17 protein-coding genes are annotated in these 15,151 nt (G+C 32.1%); all 17 read left to right on the forward strand.

Going from position 1 to position 15,151, the window contains the following annotated elements:
- Positions 1-11 precede the first annotated feature (11 nt).
- Positions 12-644 carry a hypothetical protein gene (locus tag ABI125_05225; protein ID XCF07256.1) on the forward strand — a complete coding sequence of 211 codons (633 nt, stop codon included), beginning with the start codon at positions 12-14 and terminating at the stop codon, positions 642-644.
- Positions 625-879 carry a hypothetical protein gene (locus ABI125_05230; protein XCF07257.1) on the forward strand — a complete coding sequence of 85 codons (255 nt, stop codon included), beginning with the start codon at positions 625-627 and terminating at the stop codon, positions 877-879. Before ABI125_05225 ends, ABI125_05230 begins: the two co-directional genes overlap by 20 nt.
- Positions 880-988: 109 nt before the next feature.
- Complete coding sequence (locus ABI125_05235) at positions 989-2,005, forward strand: serine hydrolase domain-containing protein (protein XCF07258.1); 1,017 nt, start codon at positions 989-991, stop codon at positions 2,003-2,005.
- Between the two features lie 38 nt (positions 2,006-2,043).
- On the forward strand, positions 2,044-2,946 hold the full coding sequence (locus ABI125_05240; GenBank protein XCF07259.1) for a hypothetical protein: 903 nt from the start codon (positions 2,044-2,046) through the stop codon (positions 2,944-2,946).
- 362 nt (positions 2,947-3,308) lie between these two features.
- Positions 3,309-4,271 (forward strand): NAD(P)-dependent alcohol dehydrogenase, encoded by a 963-nt coding sequence (locus tag ABI125_05245; protein ID XCF07260.1) that lies wholly within the window; start codon positions 3,309-3,311, stop codon positions 4,269-4,271.
- Between the two features lie 26 nt (positions 4,272-4,297).
- Positions 4,298-5,152 (forward strand): alpha/beta hydrolase, encoded by an 855-nt coding sequence (locus tag ABI125_05250; GenBank protein ID XCF07261.1) that lies wholly within the window; start codon positions 4,298-4,300, stop codon positions 5,150-5,152.
- 34 nt (positions 5,153-5,186) lie between these two features.
- On the forward strand, positions 5,187-5,393 hold the full coding sequence (locus ABI125_05255) for an alpha/beta hydrolase (GenBank protein ID XCF07262.1): 207 nt from the start codon (positions 5,187-5,189) through the stop codon (positions 5,391-5,393).
- A 204-nt stretch (positions 5,394-5,597) separates the two neighbouring features.
- Positions 5,598-7,328, forward strand: coding sequence for a tetratricopeptide repeat protein (locus tag ABI125_05260; GenBank protein ID XCF07263.1), 1,731 nt, complete (start codon positions 5,598-5,600; stop codon positions 7,326-7,328).
- A 105-nt stretch (positions 7,329-7,433) separates the two neighbouring features.
- Entirely contained in the window at positions 7,434-8,513 is a 1,080-nt protein-coding gene (locus tag ABI125_05265) for a serine hydrolase domain-containing protein (GenBank protein ID XCF07264.1), read from the forward strand.
- A 21-nt stretch (positions 8,514-8,534) separates the two neighbouring features.
- Complete coding sequence (locus tag ABI125_05270) at positions 8,535-9,401, forward strand: SDR family oxidoreductase (protein ID XCF07265.1); 867 nt, start codon at positions 8,535-8,537, stop codon at positions 9,399-9,401.
- Between the two features lie 13 nt (positions 9,402-9,414).
- Entirely contained in the window at positions 9,415-9,699 is a 285-nt protein-coding gene (locus tag ABI125_05275) for a hypothetical protein (GenBank protein XCF07266.1), read from the forward strand.
- A gap of 96 nt (positions 9,700-9,795) precedes the next feature.
- On the forward strand, positions 9,796-10,413 hold the full coding sequence (locus tag ABI125_05280; GenBank protein ID XCF07267.1) for a CatB-related O-acetyltransferase: 618 nt from the start codon (positions 9,796-9,798) through the stop codon (positions 10,411-10,413).
- Between the two features lie 195 nt (positions 10,414-10,608).
- Positions 10,609-11,253 carry a hypothetical protein gene (locus ABI125_05285; GenBank protein ID XCF07268.1) on the forward strand — a complete coding sequence of 215 codons (645 nt, stop codon included), beginning with the start codon at positions 10,609-10,611 and terminating at the stop codon, positions 11,251-11,253.
- A gap of 43 nt (positions 11,254-11,296) precedes the next feature.
- The gene (locus ABI125_05290) at positions 11,297-11,902 is read left to right on the forward strand and encodes a hypothetical protein (protein ID XCF07269.1); all 606 of its coding nucleotides are present in this window, start codon (positions 11,297-11,299) and stop codon (positions 11,900-11,902) included.
- Between the two features lie 49 nt (positions 11,903-11,951).
- Positions 11,952-13,082: a serine hydrolase domain-containing protein gene (locus ABI125_05295; GenBank protein XCF07270.1), complete on the forward strand. Its 1,131-nt coding sequence runs from the start codon at positions 11,952-11,954 to the stop codon at positions 13,080-13,082.
- A 4-nt stretch (positions 13,083-13,086) separates the two neighbouring features.
- On the forward strand, positions 13,087-14,334 hold the full coding sequence (locus tag ABI125_05300) for a hypothetical protein (GenBank protein XCF07271.1): 1,248 nt from the start codon (positions 13,087-13,089) through the stop codon (positions 14,332-14,334).
- Between the two features lie 433 nt (positions 14,335-14,767).
- Positions 14,768-15,136 (forward strand): hypothetical protein, encoded by a 369-nt coding sequence (locus ABI125_05305; protein XCF07272.1) that lies wholly within the window; start codon positions 14,768-14,770, stop codon positions 15,134-15,136.
- Positions 15,137-15,151: the final 15 nt, after the last annotated feature.

The following is a 15,151-nucleotide window of genomic DNA, read 5'->3' on the forward strand; positions in this document are numbered from 1 at the left end:
CATTTCATTGAATGTTAGTTTTGTCTTGTATTTATAAATTCAATTTTTTTGAAATTAAACTATTTATCAAATTATGTTTTGCGATACTACTATTTAGTACTTGTAAAGGTCAGATAAATTCTGATATAACGGAACAACCAATCTTATCTGATTACTCAGTAGGAGAAAAATGGATATGGAAGTATAAAGGGGTGACTGCCAAAGGAGAAGTAAGATCTGAAGGCAGAGACACACGAGAAATAATAGAAGTTAACGGTGAGTTGCATATAACAATTGGTAAGGATATGATTCCTGTCTCAGAAATTGTAAAACCCGAAGAAAGTAAAACGCCAAAGTACGATTGGCCTCTTAAAGTGGGCAAAAAGTGGATCTATGAAGAAAACTGGACAAGTCAAGATGGGACAACAGGAAATCAACAACTAAATGCCGAAATTTTATATTATAAAGAAGAGAAAGTAGATGCAGGAACATTTATGGCGTTTACGATTCATTATAATGGTAAAATCACAAACTCCAGATGTTATAATGCGGTTGTAGATGAGATTTGGTTGTACGCACCTAAAGTCAAAAATTTCATAAAGCTTACTCAAAAGCAAGATGATTTTGTTTATAACGAGGAGCTAGTTGAGTATTCAAATCAATAATATTCTAAGCCTATCTAATTTTATCAAAAATCAAAAAAGAATACAAACATTGGAAAAAATGGAAACTAAAAAAAGTAAAAAAGGAGTAAAATTAGGAATAGGGATTATACTAGGAACTATAATAGGCTATCTAACCTCAAATATGCAATTATGGTTCGTACTAGGCATTGCAATTGGTGCGGCTTTAGAATATGGAACTCAAAAAAATAATAAAAGCAACAACAAAAGCCATTGATAATACAATTTGTCATTAAGATTATACAGTTCAGTTGTTTATTATTTTTTAAAGTTTCGGTTTACTAGATATTTGCCTTGTCAATGAAAAATTGTTAACGATATAATTTATGAAAACTAAACTCATCATAAGACTAGCATTATTAATTGGTACTATAGTTTCTATGTTTTTTGTGCCATGGATTTTGGTAAAAGCATGGGTTCTTCCAATGCCAAATACGGTTCAAGAGCAACTAGATGAAGCTGTAAGTCATGGGTTTGAAGGTGTAGTTGTATATATAGACCAAGCAGGAAAAGAACCGCAGTCTTATGGTTCTGGATGGCATAATCGAGAATCAAAAACTCCTGCCAAACTCCATACTTTATTTAAAATAGCCAGCATTAGTAAACTTTATGATGCTGTGGCTGTAACCAAATTGGTAAGCGATGAACGTCTTTCTTTGGATGGAACAATTGCTGATTATTTGCCAGAATTAGTGGGGAAAATAGAAAATGCTGATAAAATCACTTTAAGGTTGCTGATACAGCATAAAAGTGGAATCCCGAATTTCACAGATGCTCCAAAGTTTTGGGCAGCGCCCACCGAATCCTTTGAAGAAAGTATCGCATTAATTGAAGGGAAACCAGCAAACTTTGAACCTGGTGAAGATTATGAATATTGTAATACCAATTATTTGTTAATCAATAAGATTATGGATAATGTCTTGGGGTATAATAATTTTCAATTCATACAAGAAGAGATTTTAAAACCATTAAATCTTAAAAATACTTTTGGTTCACTTAACGAAGTTAATATAAATAATGTAATGAGCGGCTACCATATAGGATACCCTCATGACTTAAAAACAAATGATTACGGTATGCTCGCCACAGCAGAAGACGTGGGAACATTCTTGAGAGCATTGAACGATGGAAAATTGTTTAAAAATAGAGAACAAGAAATATATGCTTCTATCTATAAATTTGAGCATGATGGATGGGTTCCAGGATACCAGAGTTTTGCCAAATATTATATAGATATAGATGCGGTTGTTGTTTGCTTTTATAATACAACAGACCCGAAATTACTCAATTGGAACTTGTCAGAAATAATAAATAATAGAATTTATAAAATTATCCGAGATTAGAATATTTAATAACAAACTTAAAAACTCTTTTTAATAAAATGAAAAAAAATCCAGTAGTATTACTTACAACTCTAATTCTAAACATGTTTTTTTTAGTTTCATGCTCAACTGATGAAGATAATACAAACAACAACATTTATTTAGAAATACCCGATGCTAGTTTTGAAGCTATATTGATAGAGCAAGGTATCGATTCAGATGGAGAGATTAATAAACAAATGCTAAAAGCTGATGCCAATATTATTGAAGAATTGAATTTAGCTACATTAGAGTATGGTGCTATTTCTGATTTGTCCGGAATAGAGGGTTTTGCAAGCCTAAGAAAACTAATTGCCTACCAGCATGATATAGAGCAGATAGATTTGAGTTTTAATGTTCTTTTAGATTCTGTATACCTTGCAGGAAACAATATCGCAAGTATTGATGTAAGCAACAATATTAATTTAGAACTGTTAGATTTATCGGGTAATAACCTCGAATCTGTAAACGGATTGATTGATTTATTAAAATTAAAGTCATTGGACTTATCATTTAATTATCTCGAAGAATTAACGCTAAAAAACCCGTCGTTAAAAATTTTGCACATTAGTCATAATGATTTAACGTCAATAAATATCAAAGATGCCATTAACCTTAAAAACCTATTGTTAACTACAAACAAGCTCCAAAATTTGGATGTTTCCTCAAATTTAAATTTAGAAACTTTATTGGTGTCAGATAACCAATTGGAAAGTATCAATCTTACGGAGAATAGTAGTTTATCACATTTGTATATCACCAGTAATTTACTAACAAATTTAGATGTTAGCAGTAATACAAATCTTGTAGATTTAAGAGCGGATAGAAACCCCAATTTAAGTTGTATAAAAATAAACAGTGGTCAAAATATACCTATGGTATCATTAGCTGCTTACCAAGAATTGAATACCTCTTGTAATTAATTACAAATTCAAAATTGAAAAAAGCTATTACTTTTTAATTGTATTTGCTTTGCAGCTTTATCTATTTATTGAAAATTATATTTGGGTTGAGGGCGGTTTTGTTAGAAATTTCAAATAAAAAGGATGAAAAGCTTGCTAATTTGTTTTAGGGCTTTTGTGCCCTTTTGTTTTCAGTGTAATAATCTAACTGCTGACTCTTCCTTGGCGTTGGGTGTATTGGAAGCACGGTTCATAAGTGTTCACATTATTCGATATTTATTTCGTTCCTTAATAGGCACATCAAAGATGTAAAATGTTCCGATTTCTAAACACGAACTTTTAAATACAAAACTATTCGAACCTTTGCTGTAAATAAAGTAATTATGAAAGCAGCAATTTACACAAAATACGGTTCCCCAGATGTTATTCAGGTTATAAATACTGATAAACCGACACCTCAATCTAAGGAGGTTTTGGTTAAAATTAAAGCATCTTCAGTTACTAGGGCAGACACTATGATGCGTCAAGGTATTCCAAGATTTGGAAGGTTATTTCTTGGTGTATTTAAACCAAAAAATACAGCTTTAGGAACAGGCTTCTCGGGTATCGTTGAAGCAGTTGGAGCTGATGTGAAAAAGTTTAATATTGGAGATGAGGTTTTTGGTGAAAAGTTATTTAGCAATGGTTGTAATGCTGAATATCTATGTATTTCAGGAGATACGGTTGTTGAGTTGAAGCCAGATACGATTTCTCATGCACAAGCAGCGCCGGTCTGTGATGGCTTTTTAACTTCTTATAATTTTTTAAAAGACATCGCAAATATCAAACAAGGACATCATATTTTAATAAATGGCGCTTCCGGAAGTCTGGGGTCTGCAGCAGTTCAACTATCAAAATTAATGGGAGCAAAAGTCACAGGAATTTGTAGTACCAAGAATATTGATTTTGTACTAGCATTAGGTGCTGACGAAGTGTTAGATTATACCAATGCAGACCTAAGCGATCTAAAATATAAATATGATGTGATTTATGATGCCGTTGGAAAACTATCCTATGAAACCGTGAAAAATTCAATTAGTTCTGATGGAATTTTTATGACGCCAGTATTAAGTGGTCAAATACTCTGGCAAATGATCATGAATTCAAAAAAAGTAAAGTTTGCTGCTACAGGCATGAAAAAGACCAAAGAATTAAAGCGATTATTCAATGATTTAGTTTACTTTTTTAGAGAACGTAAATTATATACCAATATAGATCGTACATATGATCTATTAGAAATCACAAAAGCGCATCAATATCTTGAAACGGGGCGTAAAGTCGGTAACGTAGCAATTATCAATCCATAAATTATCAATCAAATAACGAACAGCAGATGTTTTTTAAATCAAAAGAAGGAAAATCAAAAATTTTAAGGCTTTACAATCAAAAGTTACAGGAGTTGAATATTGAATATTCAGAAAAATCTCTAGAAACAAAGTTCGGAGTGACCAATGTTATTATTATTGGCGATACTAAAAACCCTCCTTTAATACTGATTCACGGAACAGGAGGTTGCGCTCCACAAATTTTAGATTCTTTTCCAAATTTATCATCAAAATATAGCGTTTATGCTATCGATGTGTTAGCGCAACCGAATAAAAGTGCAGAGAACAGATTGGATATAAAGTCTTTAGATTATGGGGAATGGCTGTTGGAAGTCATCATAAAATTAAGATTAAAAGAAGTCACTTTAGTTGGGTTTTCCTTTGGAGGGTTAATCAGTTTAAAGGCGCTCGAATTTAGTGAAATACCAATAAAAGAAGTTTTCTTAATCGCCCCAGTCTATATCGTAAATGGTAATCCACTTGTAGGTTTTTTCAAAATGTTCCTACCATTAAAAAAGTTTATTAAAACTAATAATCAACGTTACCTTAAAAAAGTAATGGGTGTACTTTTTTCTGAATACGACGATTTTGCTTTAACCTACATGTCAAATACATTTCAACATTGCAACATGGATTTTTCTCCGCTTCCTATAATTTCTCAAGATTCAGCCCATAACATAAAAATACCAATCAGCATTTTTGCAGCTGAAAAAGACATCATGTTTCCAGGAAAAAAGTTAATAAAAAGAGCGAAGCGAATATTTCCATCTTTAGAGGAAGTTGTTTTACTAGAGAATTCTAAACATGTGCCAAGTACAACAAATTTAAAAAAAATTGAAGTCTTAATTCTCAGAAGCTATTAATTGGTACAGAAACCTTGATAGAAATTGGCATGTTATGGCAAATGTAAAACCAAGAATCAATCACCCAACTTTAATGATTTATGGTGAAAAAGATGTCATTCCAAAATCTCAAACTTTAAACGATTTTGCACCAGATTTAAATGTTGTTAGCTTAAATTGTGGGCATCATATCCAACAAGAAAAACCAAAGGAAACCAATGAAACAATTATAACTTGGTTAAAACTGCGAAAGATTGGTTGAAAACTTGTTCCCCTAATGTACAGATTTTTTTTTTTTTAAGTTAAAGCATAGTTGATTGCTCTATCTAGAGGTAGCTAGTCTTATTTATTTAAAAATATTATTTGTTTTTGTTAATCAATCTTTTAACCTTTTATTTTACATTTGTTTTAGCAAAATAAAAGTTTGATTAGCCAAAAATCAATAGCCGTTTTACCTTTCGTCAATATGAGCAATCATATTGATAACGAATATTTTTGTGACGGAATCACAGAAGAAATCATCAACGCACTAACAAAAGTAAAAGGCTTAAAAGTAATTGCAAGAACCTCATCTTTTGCCTTTAAAGGAAAGGATATTGATATCAGGGAAATTGGCAAGCAATTAAGTGTAAATACAATTCTTGAAGGAAGTATAAAAAAAGCACAAGATAAGGTTAGAATAACAGCGCAGTTAATAGATGTTGTGGACGGAATACATTATTGGTCTAAAAAATACGATAGAGAACTGCTTAACATTTTTGAATTAGAAGACGAAATTAGTTTGGCTATAGCAGAAGAGGTCAGAAACAATTTCGGTCATTTTGAATTGCAAGAGCATCTTATTAAACAACCCACAAACAATATTGATGCTTACCAACAGTTTTTAAAAGGGCGTTCATTACAATTAAAATGGACACCCGAAAGCATAAAAGAGGCTATTACATGTTACAACCAAGCCATTTCGCTCGATAAGAATTATGCAAAAGCTTACTATGCAAATTTGCAATGTTATGGCTTATTGGCAATGTGGGGCTATATGCCCTATCACGAAGCGATGGAATTGGCAATTAGTAATTTATTAATCGCCAAAGAAATTGATACCTCTTTACCAGAATACCCATTATCTTTTGTAGGTAAGTTTTTCTGGGAAGAATGGGATTTTAAAAATGCCTACCTACATATAAACAAAGTATTAGAGATAAACCCAAATCACATAGATGGTTTAGAAGCTATGGCAGAGTTATGTATCGCTCACGGTTTTTTTGATGTAGCTTTACAATATGCCAACAAATTATTAGAGGTAGATCCGCTTTCGGCTAACAACTATTACACTTTAGCACATATTTATTACTATCAAGGTCAATATGAGAAAGCTTTAGAAAAAGTAAATTACGCTTTAACACTGAATCCTCAATTAGAATTGGCACATCATTTAAAATGCTTTTGTTTAATATGGCTTAGCAAAAAGCAAGCGTTTATTTCCCATATTCACAACTCTACATTCATAGAAGAAAAGGAAATACTGTATAGCATTATTAATGAAAATGTAGTTACAGTTCCGCAACAAATTATTGATAAATGGGCTAAAAATAGTCCTAATCAAACAATGTTGGTCCCTTATGATGCATTTATATTAAGCAATTCAAAACATAGCGACAAAGGGTTTTTACGTTTAAAGGAAATGATTAACCATAGACGAGGTCAAGTCATCAACTTTAGGCAAGAACCTTTTTTTAGACCCTTGCATAGTTTCAATGGGTTTTTAGAATTACATCAGTCAAACTTACTTTTAAAAGATGTTAAACCTCTTCAAATAGAGCAAGAAGAATCACAATCAATTCTTTTGGATAATCAACAAATAGATACTCTAAAAGAAGAATTACTTTCTTATTTTAGGGAAGACGAACCGTATTTAAATCCTCAATTAACATTAAAGTTTGTAGCAGATATTTTAGGGTTAAATACAAATAAAATGTCTTATTTAGTTAACCAAGCATTTAACGTTAACTTTAATGACTTTGTTAATTCGTATCGTCTCAACTATTTTAAAAACATAGCCTTAAATCCTAAAAATGCACACCTTACCATTCTTGGTTTAGCTTATGATAGCGGGTTTAATTCTAAAAGTGTTTTTAATACGTTTTTCAAAAAAACAGAGGGCATTACCCCTAAAGCTTGGTTAAAAGCCAATTCGTAGCAAATCCTATTTAGTTCGTTTCAAATTATAATTCAGAACGATTGCTTTAGTTATCTGATGAATCTTTGCATCATCATTTAATTAATAATCAAAAAACGAACAGTTATGACAACTTTACACAAAATTTTTGTAGCATTTATGGTAACTACCATAATCCTTTTTACATCTTGTTCAAAAGATGATGACAACAACACACCATCAAACAATTACACAAACGTAGAAAATTTACTAAATGAAATTGATTTTCAGGGGTATGCCATTGTAACTAAAAACGGAAACGATTTAGTGAGACAAGGATTTGGATTGGCAAATCAAACTTCAGCTTTATCACAAGATTACAATCTCGCTTATCGCATCGGGTCAGTTACCAAAACATTAACAGCAGCTGGCATTGTCCAATTAAAACGCGATGGCTTAATTAATAGTTTTAATCAAAGTTTAGATGAATTTGACCCTGAATTTCCAAACGGTAGTCAAATTACTATTGCACAGTTATTATCACATCAATCGGGTATTCCAGATTATCAACTTGTAGTAGAGGAAGCTTACGAACAAGGAGAAACTTTAGATGAAGAAGATATATATGAAGTAATTAAAGAATTGATTTCTATAAATGGTCTAAATTTCTCACCAGGTACTAATAAACAGTACAGCAACTCAAACTTTCTTATTGCTGCTTTATTAATTCAAGAAGTATCTCAAATGCCTTACCACGACTATATGCAACAAAACATATGTAATCCTCTTGCAATGTCTAATACATATAAAGGTACTGATGTAATTGATGAAAATACACACGCTCAAGGCTATTTAAATGGTAACACAAATAGCACCTACCCAATGACAATTGCTTTTGGTGCTGGAGACTATAGTAGTACACCAAAAGATATGGAAACTTGGGCTAATGCTGTAAAAAACAATTGGTTTACAAATAATGAAAAAACCGAAATATTTACCCAAAACGTACCAAGTGGTTATACCGATTTTGGTTTAGGCTGGTTTACCACCCAAGAGGGAAATACAACAATGTATTGGCACGGTGGCGATATTAATGGCTATTGGAGTATGATTGGTTTTATACCAGAATACGATGCTACCATTATTTTGTTAAGTAATCAACAAGACGATACAGGGGCGCAACGCAATGCCATTATTGAGCAATTATTAACAAATGAGTTTAATTAAAATCAAAGTAACCTTATAGCAATGAAACATACTAACATATTACTGGCAGGTGCTACAGGTTACTTAGGGTCTTATCTGTTAAATGCCTTAATTGATAATCAAAATCAAGTTCTTGCCATTGTGCGTAATCCAAATAAACTTAAAAATAATAACGAAAATTTTTTAGAGGTTAAACAAGCAGAAGTTACAAAACCTGATACCCTACGTGATATTTGCAAAGGTATTGATACGGTTATATCTACAGTAGGTATAACAAGGCAAAAAGATGGCTTAACATATTTAGATGTAGATTATCAGGCAAATATGAATTTGTTGGAAGAAGCAAAAAAAGCAGGTGTAAAACATTTTGTTTACGTTTCGGCTATCAATGGCAATAAATATCGGAATTTAAAAATTTTTGAAGCCAAGGAAAAGTTTGTCGATGCCTTAAAAGCTTCAGGACTAAACTATACCATAGTAAGACCCAACGGTTTTTTTTCAGATATGAAAGATTTTTTGCAAATGGCAAAATCGGGTCGGGTTTATTTGTTTGGCTCGGGCAATCAAAAATTCAACCCAATTCACGGTAAAGATTTGGCAACATTTATTGTAGATAATCTAGAGGAAACCAATAAAGAATTAACCATTGGTGGCCCCGACGTGTTAAGTCTTAATGATATTGGTAAATTAGCTTTAAATGCTTTGAACAAACCCATAAAAATCATTCATTTACCAGATTGGATGAGAAAGCTAACCATTTGGAGTTTAAGAACCTTTACTAGTGTAAAAACCTATGGGCCAATTGAGTTTTTCCTAACCCTTATGGCAGAGGATAATATAGCACCAACCTACGGAAAGCATCACTTAAAGGATTTTTATGTTCAAGAAGTTAAAACGATTGGAGTATAGTAAAAGCATCACAATGAAATTATCTCAAAAAATCGCTCTAATTATTATTGTTGCCTACTGTATATTTCACGTACTGGTTTTATTTCAAATCATTCCCTACACTATAGTTTGGGGTGGTAAAATAAAAGCTATTTCAGAAATGTATATCTTGGAAGGAGTGGCATTAATAATAATGCTGTTTATAGGCGCAGTCCTTTCTATGAAAAGCAGACTGGTAAAATCAATTTTTACAGCTAAAACCATAAAAAGGATACTTTTGGTTTTTGCATTTTTTTTTTATGTTAAACACCATTGGTAATCTATTAGCTGAAAACATAATTGAAAAATGTCAGGCTATCATAACCCTATATTTAGCCATAGTATTTTATAAATCATCAAAATAAATGAAGACTCTATGAAAGCACCCAACCCAAGTACCCTATTCCCGTTACCCAATTATAAAAAACTTTGTTTTTTAAAGAATCTTATTAACAATCCAAATATTATAGTGGGAGACTATACGTATTATGATGATTTTGAAGATGTTTCAAACTTTGAGAAAAACGTAAAATATCATTTTGATTTTATTGGAGATAAACTCATTATAGGTAAGTTTTGTATGATTGCTTCAGATGTAACATTTATTATGAATGGTGGTAATCATCTTATTGAAGCCACAACAGCATATCCATTTGCCATTTTTGGTGGCGCGTGGCAAGATGCCATGGAAGGTAAAACCTATCCAACCAAAGGTGATACCATAATCGGTAATGATGTTTGGATTGGTCACGATGCTACCATTATGCCTGGTGTTCACATTGGTGATGGTGCAATAATAGCATCAAAAGCGGTTGTGACAAAAAGCATAGCACCTTACACTATTGTTGGGGGTAATCCTGCTAAACCTATAAAAAAACGGTTTTCTGAAGATACCATTTCAAAACTATTAGAGTTAAAATGGTGGGATTGGGAGATTGAAAAAATTACTGAAAACGTAGAAAAGCTTACCTCTAATCCTGAAGCGTTGCTTTAAGATAATACCCTAAGGACTAATAAAAGGCTTAACTCTAAAATGTTAAGCCTTTTTCTTTTAGTGAAAAAATAAGCATTAGTACTAAGTATTAAAAAGGTTCCAAATTATAATTCAAAACGATTGCCCTTAAAATTCAGTGAATCTTTGTACCATCAAATTATTAATCAAAAAACGAACAATTAAAAACACATTACAATGAAAAAACTACTAATCATCTGCTTAACTCTTTGTACACTAAATATTTTTGCTCAGAGTAAATTGGAATCAACAAAGAAAAACGATACAGGTTTCAAATACAGAGCGAGCTTTCCTGCTATTATCTTAACTAACATTGGCGACGGAGGCAAAAGAACCAATACACAACATATTGAACTTCATATTAAACGAGAATTAGATCCTAAAAACATCGTTGGAGTAAAATTCGCCACTTGGCGATTATTTCAACCCATGGGAATTCAATGGTGGGATGGGCTTTTAGACAAAATTGATTCTGAAACTGAATTTTACCCCGGTTATCTGCGCGAAACTGGCGTGGGTGTATCGTATCAGCGTATGCTTTGGAAAGGGTTATTTGCATCTGTAGAAGTATTGCCATTACACAAAACTTATTTAGACTTAAATAGCAAGAAAATTGCAAACGGATTTAAGCTCTACACGTCCTATCACATAGGCTACCACATTGCTTTTGGAAAAAAGAAACGCATTTTTATCGAACCCCAAATTCATTGTCAAAATTGGATGTTTGACACAAACACGCCAGAAGCATTTAAACAACTAGATAATAGATGGAAATCTCACTTCCTTTTTGAACCAAACCTTTATGTTGGAATAAAGTTTTAATTAAAAAAGAGCAATTAAAAAATTAATTATAAAAACAATTAGCATGAAAACAATAAATAAACAAATTAGATTAGCAGCGGTACTTACGGTATTTACATTAATCACCACAGCAACATTTGCACAAGATAACTTAAATACAGAAACGACTATTAAACGTAAAGGTTTTATCTTTGAGTTTACTTTAGGTGCTGGTTTTATTGGTATTGAAGATAGCCAGGGTACTCAAACTTTCGATAAATTTGAAGGAGGTATTAGTTTCCCTGAATTGAAGTTTGGTCATATGTTAAACGATAACTTGGCAATAACGGTTTCTATGCCTGGAAAGATTTATGAATTTCAAGAAAACGACAGGCATTTTGGAGTATTTGTCCCTTCTGTTCAATATTGGATAAAAGATCGTTGGTGGATTCATGGTGGTATTGGATTGGCGGTTGACGGACCTGCACTATACGATATTAAAGAAAATGTGAATGATGATTGGAATTTTGGAGGTGCAGTTATGGCAAGTACAGGCTATGAATTTTATAAAAAGAAAAACTTTGCAATGAATGTACAGTCCAAATTAGTAATGGGGACGGCCTATTTAGATGGTGATGCGCAAAGAGATGCTGTAACTTTTAGTATAGGTATAGGGTTTAGTTGGTTTTAATAATAAAGAACTAAATTTATAATTGCTAACAATAGCAAAAAGCAATCACATGAAAAACAATGTATTACTAGGTCTGTTGCTTTTTATTTCGTTATCCTGCTTTGGTCAAAATATAAATAAGGAGGTAAAGAAATTATTTAATACCGAATTAGAAAAAGAAGCTATTAAAAGTGCTTTTCTGCATGTGTATTCTAAATCAAAAGGAATTAATATTCAGTTAGCGGAAAGTAAAATTAATTCAGAGGATAATATAAACATCAATAGTCCTTTTTATACAGCGAGTATTACCAAAATGCTAACAGCTACCGCTATTGGAATTTTAAAGGATTATAAGAAGTTAAATTTTGAAGATGAAATACATAAATATCTACCAGAATCACTTGTCGAAAACCTTCACGTTTTAGATGGTAAGGAGTACTCAAAGGAGCTAACCATAGCTCATTTATTGCAACATACTTCTGGTTTACCTGATTATTTCACAGATTCAACAATTGATGAAAGCCCTAATATTATCAATCAACTACTCCTGGATACCAATAAGCTTTGGTCGCCTCAAGAAATTATTCAGTTTACAAAAAATAAGATGGAGCCTCATTTTGCTCCCGGTAAAGACTATCACTATACCGATACAGAATATGTACTTTTGGCACTTATTATTGAAAAAGTAAGTGGTTTATCATTAGGCGAGTTCTTTCACGAATTTATTTTTAAACCTTTAGGGATGGACAGTTCGTATGTCAATTTAAAATCGCCATCTAAAAAGACTAAACTTAAAATAGCTAAGTTTTATGCCGGAGACATCGAGCTATCGTCGTTCAAAAGCTTAAGTGCCGATTGGGGCGGTGGAGGTTTAGTGTCGACAACCCAAGATTTAATTCGCTTTTTAAAAGCTTTTAATGAAGATTTAATTGTAAAAAAAGAAACCCGTTACACCATGCAAAACTGGGTGTATGAAACGGTAGGCATGGAATACGGTTTTGGAATAAGAAAAGTATCTTTTAAAGAGAAGTTGAATACAGATGACTTGGAACTTATTGGTCATACTGGCAGCACGGCTTCATTTTTATGGTATTGCCCACAATTGGATACTTACATTGCTGGTACTTTAAATCAAATAGAAGCTTCAAAAAGCACACTGAATTTGGTTCGTGAAATACTTAAAATAATAGAAAACAAATAGTAGTATGAACGCATTTAAAATAGTAGCAACTCATTTTTTAATTTTAGTATTTTCAGTGCTTAATGTATTGTTTGCACAGCCACCGAATAAAATGAACTGGAAAGAGGACCTTAAAATTTATAAAGCGTCTTTGGAACAAAAACATATCGATCTATACCATACGGTAACTAAAGAAGAATTTTATAATGAGTGGAATTCAATTTATGAGAGTGTTGAGACATTAAACGATTTTGAGATTATTCTCAAACTAATGCGTTTAACAAGGCGCATAAATGATGGGCATACGTCTGTATCCTTCAGAAATATGCCAACACATCGATTTCCTTTTGAAGTTACATTGATAGAGGACCAATGGCGCGTGGTAAAAACATTAAATGAGAATAAGGATATTTTAAAAACTACGTTGAAATCTATAAACGGAATTTCAATTGATAAAGTGGCTCAAAAAGTTTCAGAAATTGCCCAGTTTGTTGAAAACGAATATTCTTTAAAGGAAAGAACTGGTAATTACTTAACTACTGCAGAATTTCTTTTCTATCTTAATTTGATTGATTCAAAAAATAAAGCAACGTTTAGTTTTCAAAAAAATAATAACGAGTTAATTAATATGGAATTGACTGCTATTACTAATGAAATGTGGCAGGATAGGCATATTTCTGAAATGATTACATCTGTTCCTGAAATAGAAAGGCCCAATATTGACAACCTTGATTTGTGGTTCGCCCCAATTTCAGAAACAAAAGGACTATATGTAAATTTTAAAACTTACCCTTCATTTGAAGAGATGCAAAGTTTTGGGGAACGATTGGTTTCTTGTATTCAAGAAAAGCAGATAAAACAAGTCATTATAGATATGAGAGAAAATGGTGGTGGCGATTTGTATGTAGGTACAGTTTTAGCCTATGCCCTTAATCTTGCCGATTCCATAGATTGGAAAAACGGCATATTTGTATTAACAAGCAATAAAACCTTTTCTGCCGCAACAAGTAATGCAGCGCTTTTCAAACAATTGTTAAATGCTAAAATTGTTGGTCAGCCCACTGGTTCCAATCCAAATGGGTATCAAGATATGGATTCATTTACATTGCCCAATTCAAAGTTAGTTATCACATATTCTAAAAGATTGTTTCGTTTGTCAGAAGAAGAAAATAAGGCACTGATGCCCGATATTTTAATTCGTCCTAGTTGGGAAGACTTAGTCAGTGGCAAAGATACAGTTTTAACCAAGTTGTTAGATGTAATAAGTTTATAAACTGTTAAATAGTGATTTTTAATTTTACCCACAAGTAATTAAATGGTCTATTAAAATTTTAAAATATTAGGATACAATTAGGTTTTTTTCAGTCAAAATTTGTTCCTTTCCAATAGCAGGATGTAATAAAACAATTGTAAAAATGAGTAAAGTTTTTAATAATTAAACTTAGATGGTTAACTTTAGAAAAAAGTATAAAATTCATCTTGAACTTAAAGTACTCACATAAATTAATTATTGACAATGTTAGCAGGTTTATCGATTTAACCGAGCTTGAAAAACAGAAGTATATTTCTTTGCTTACCGAAGTAAACGTCATGAAGAAAGCATTTTTAATGCAGGCCGGTGAAATTACTAGATATGAGTACTTCATTACAAAAGGTTGCTTAAAAGTGTATACTTTAGATGAAGAGGGGGCACCTCATATCTCTCTATGTTTGCGGTTGAAGATTATTGGACAGGAGACCTGGCCAGTTTTATCAATAAAGAACCATCGCGTTATTTTATTAAAGCCACTGAGGATTCTGAATTATTGGGTGTTTCTAGAGCTAATTATGATCTACTATTTCAAGAAATACCAAAATTTGAAAAGTTTTATCGCATTCTTTATCAAAGGTCGCTGATAAGTTATATAAGGCGCTCAAATCATGGTATATCCTTAACAGCAGAAGAAAGATATTTGGTGTTCAAAAAAAAGTATCCAAATATTGTCAATAGAATTACCCAAAAAGACTTAGCTGGGTATATTGGCATTACGCCAGAATTTATGGGCAAGATTATCTCCAAAGTCAATAGAATGTAAAAGTCTTAAACTAGT

The organism is Tamlana crocina (assembly GCA_040429635.1).
In the GTDB taxonomy this organism is placed as follows: Bacteria; Bacteroidota; Bacteroidia; order Flavobacteriales; family Flavobacteriaceae; genus Flavisericum; species Flavisericum crocinum.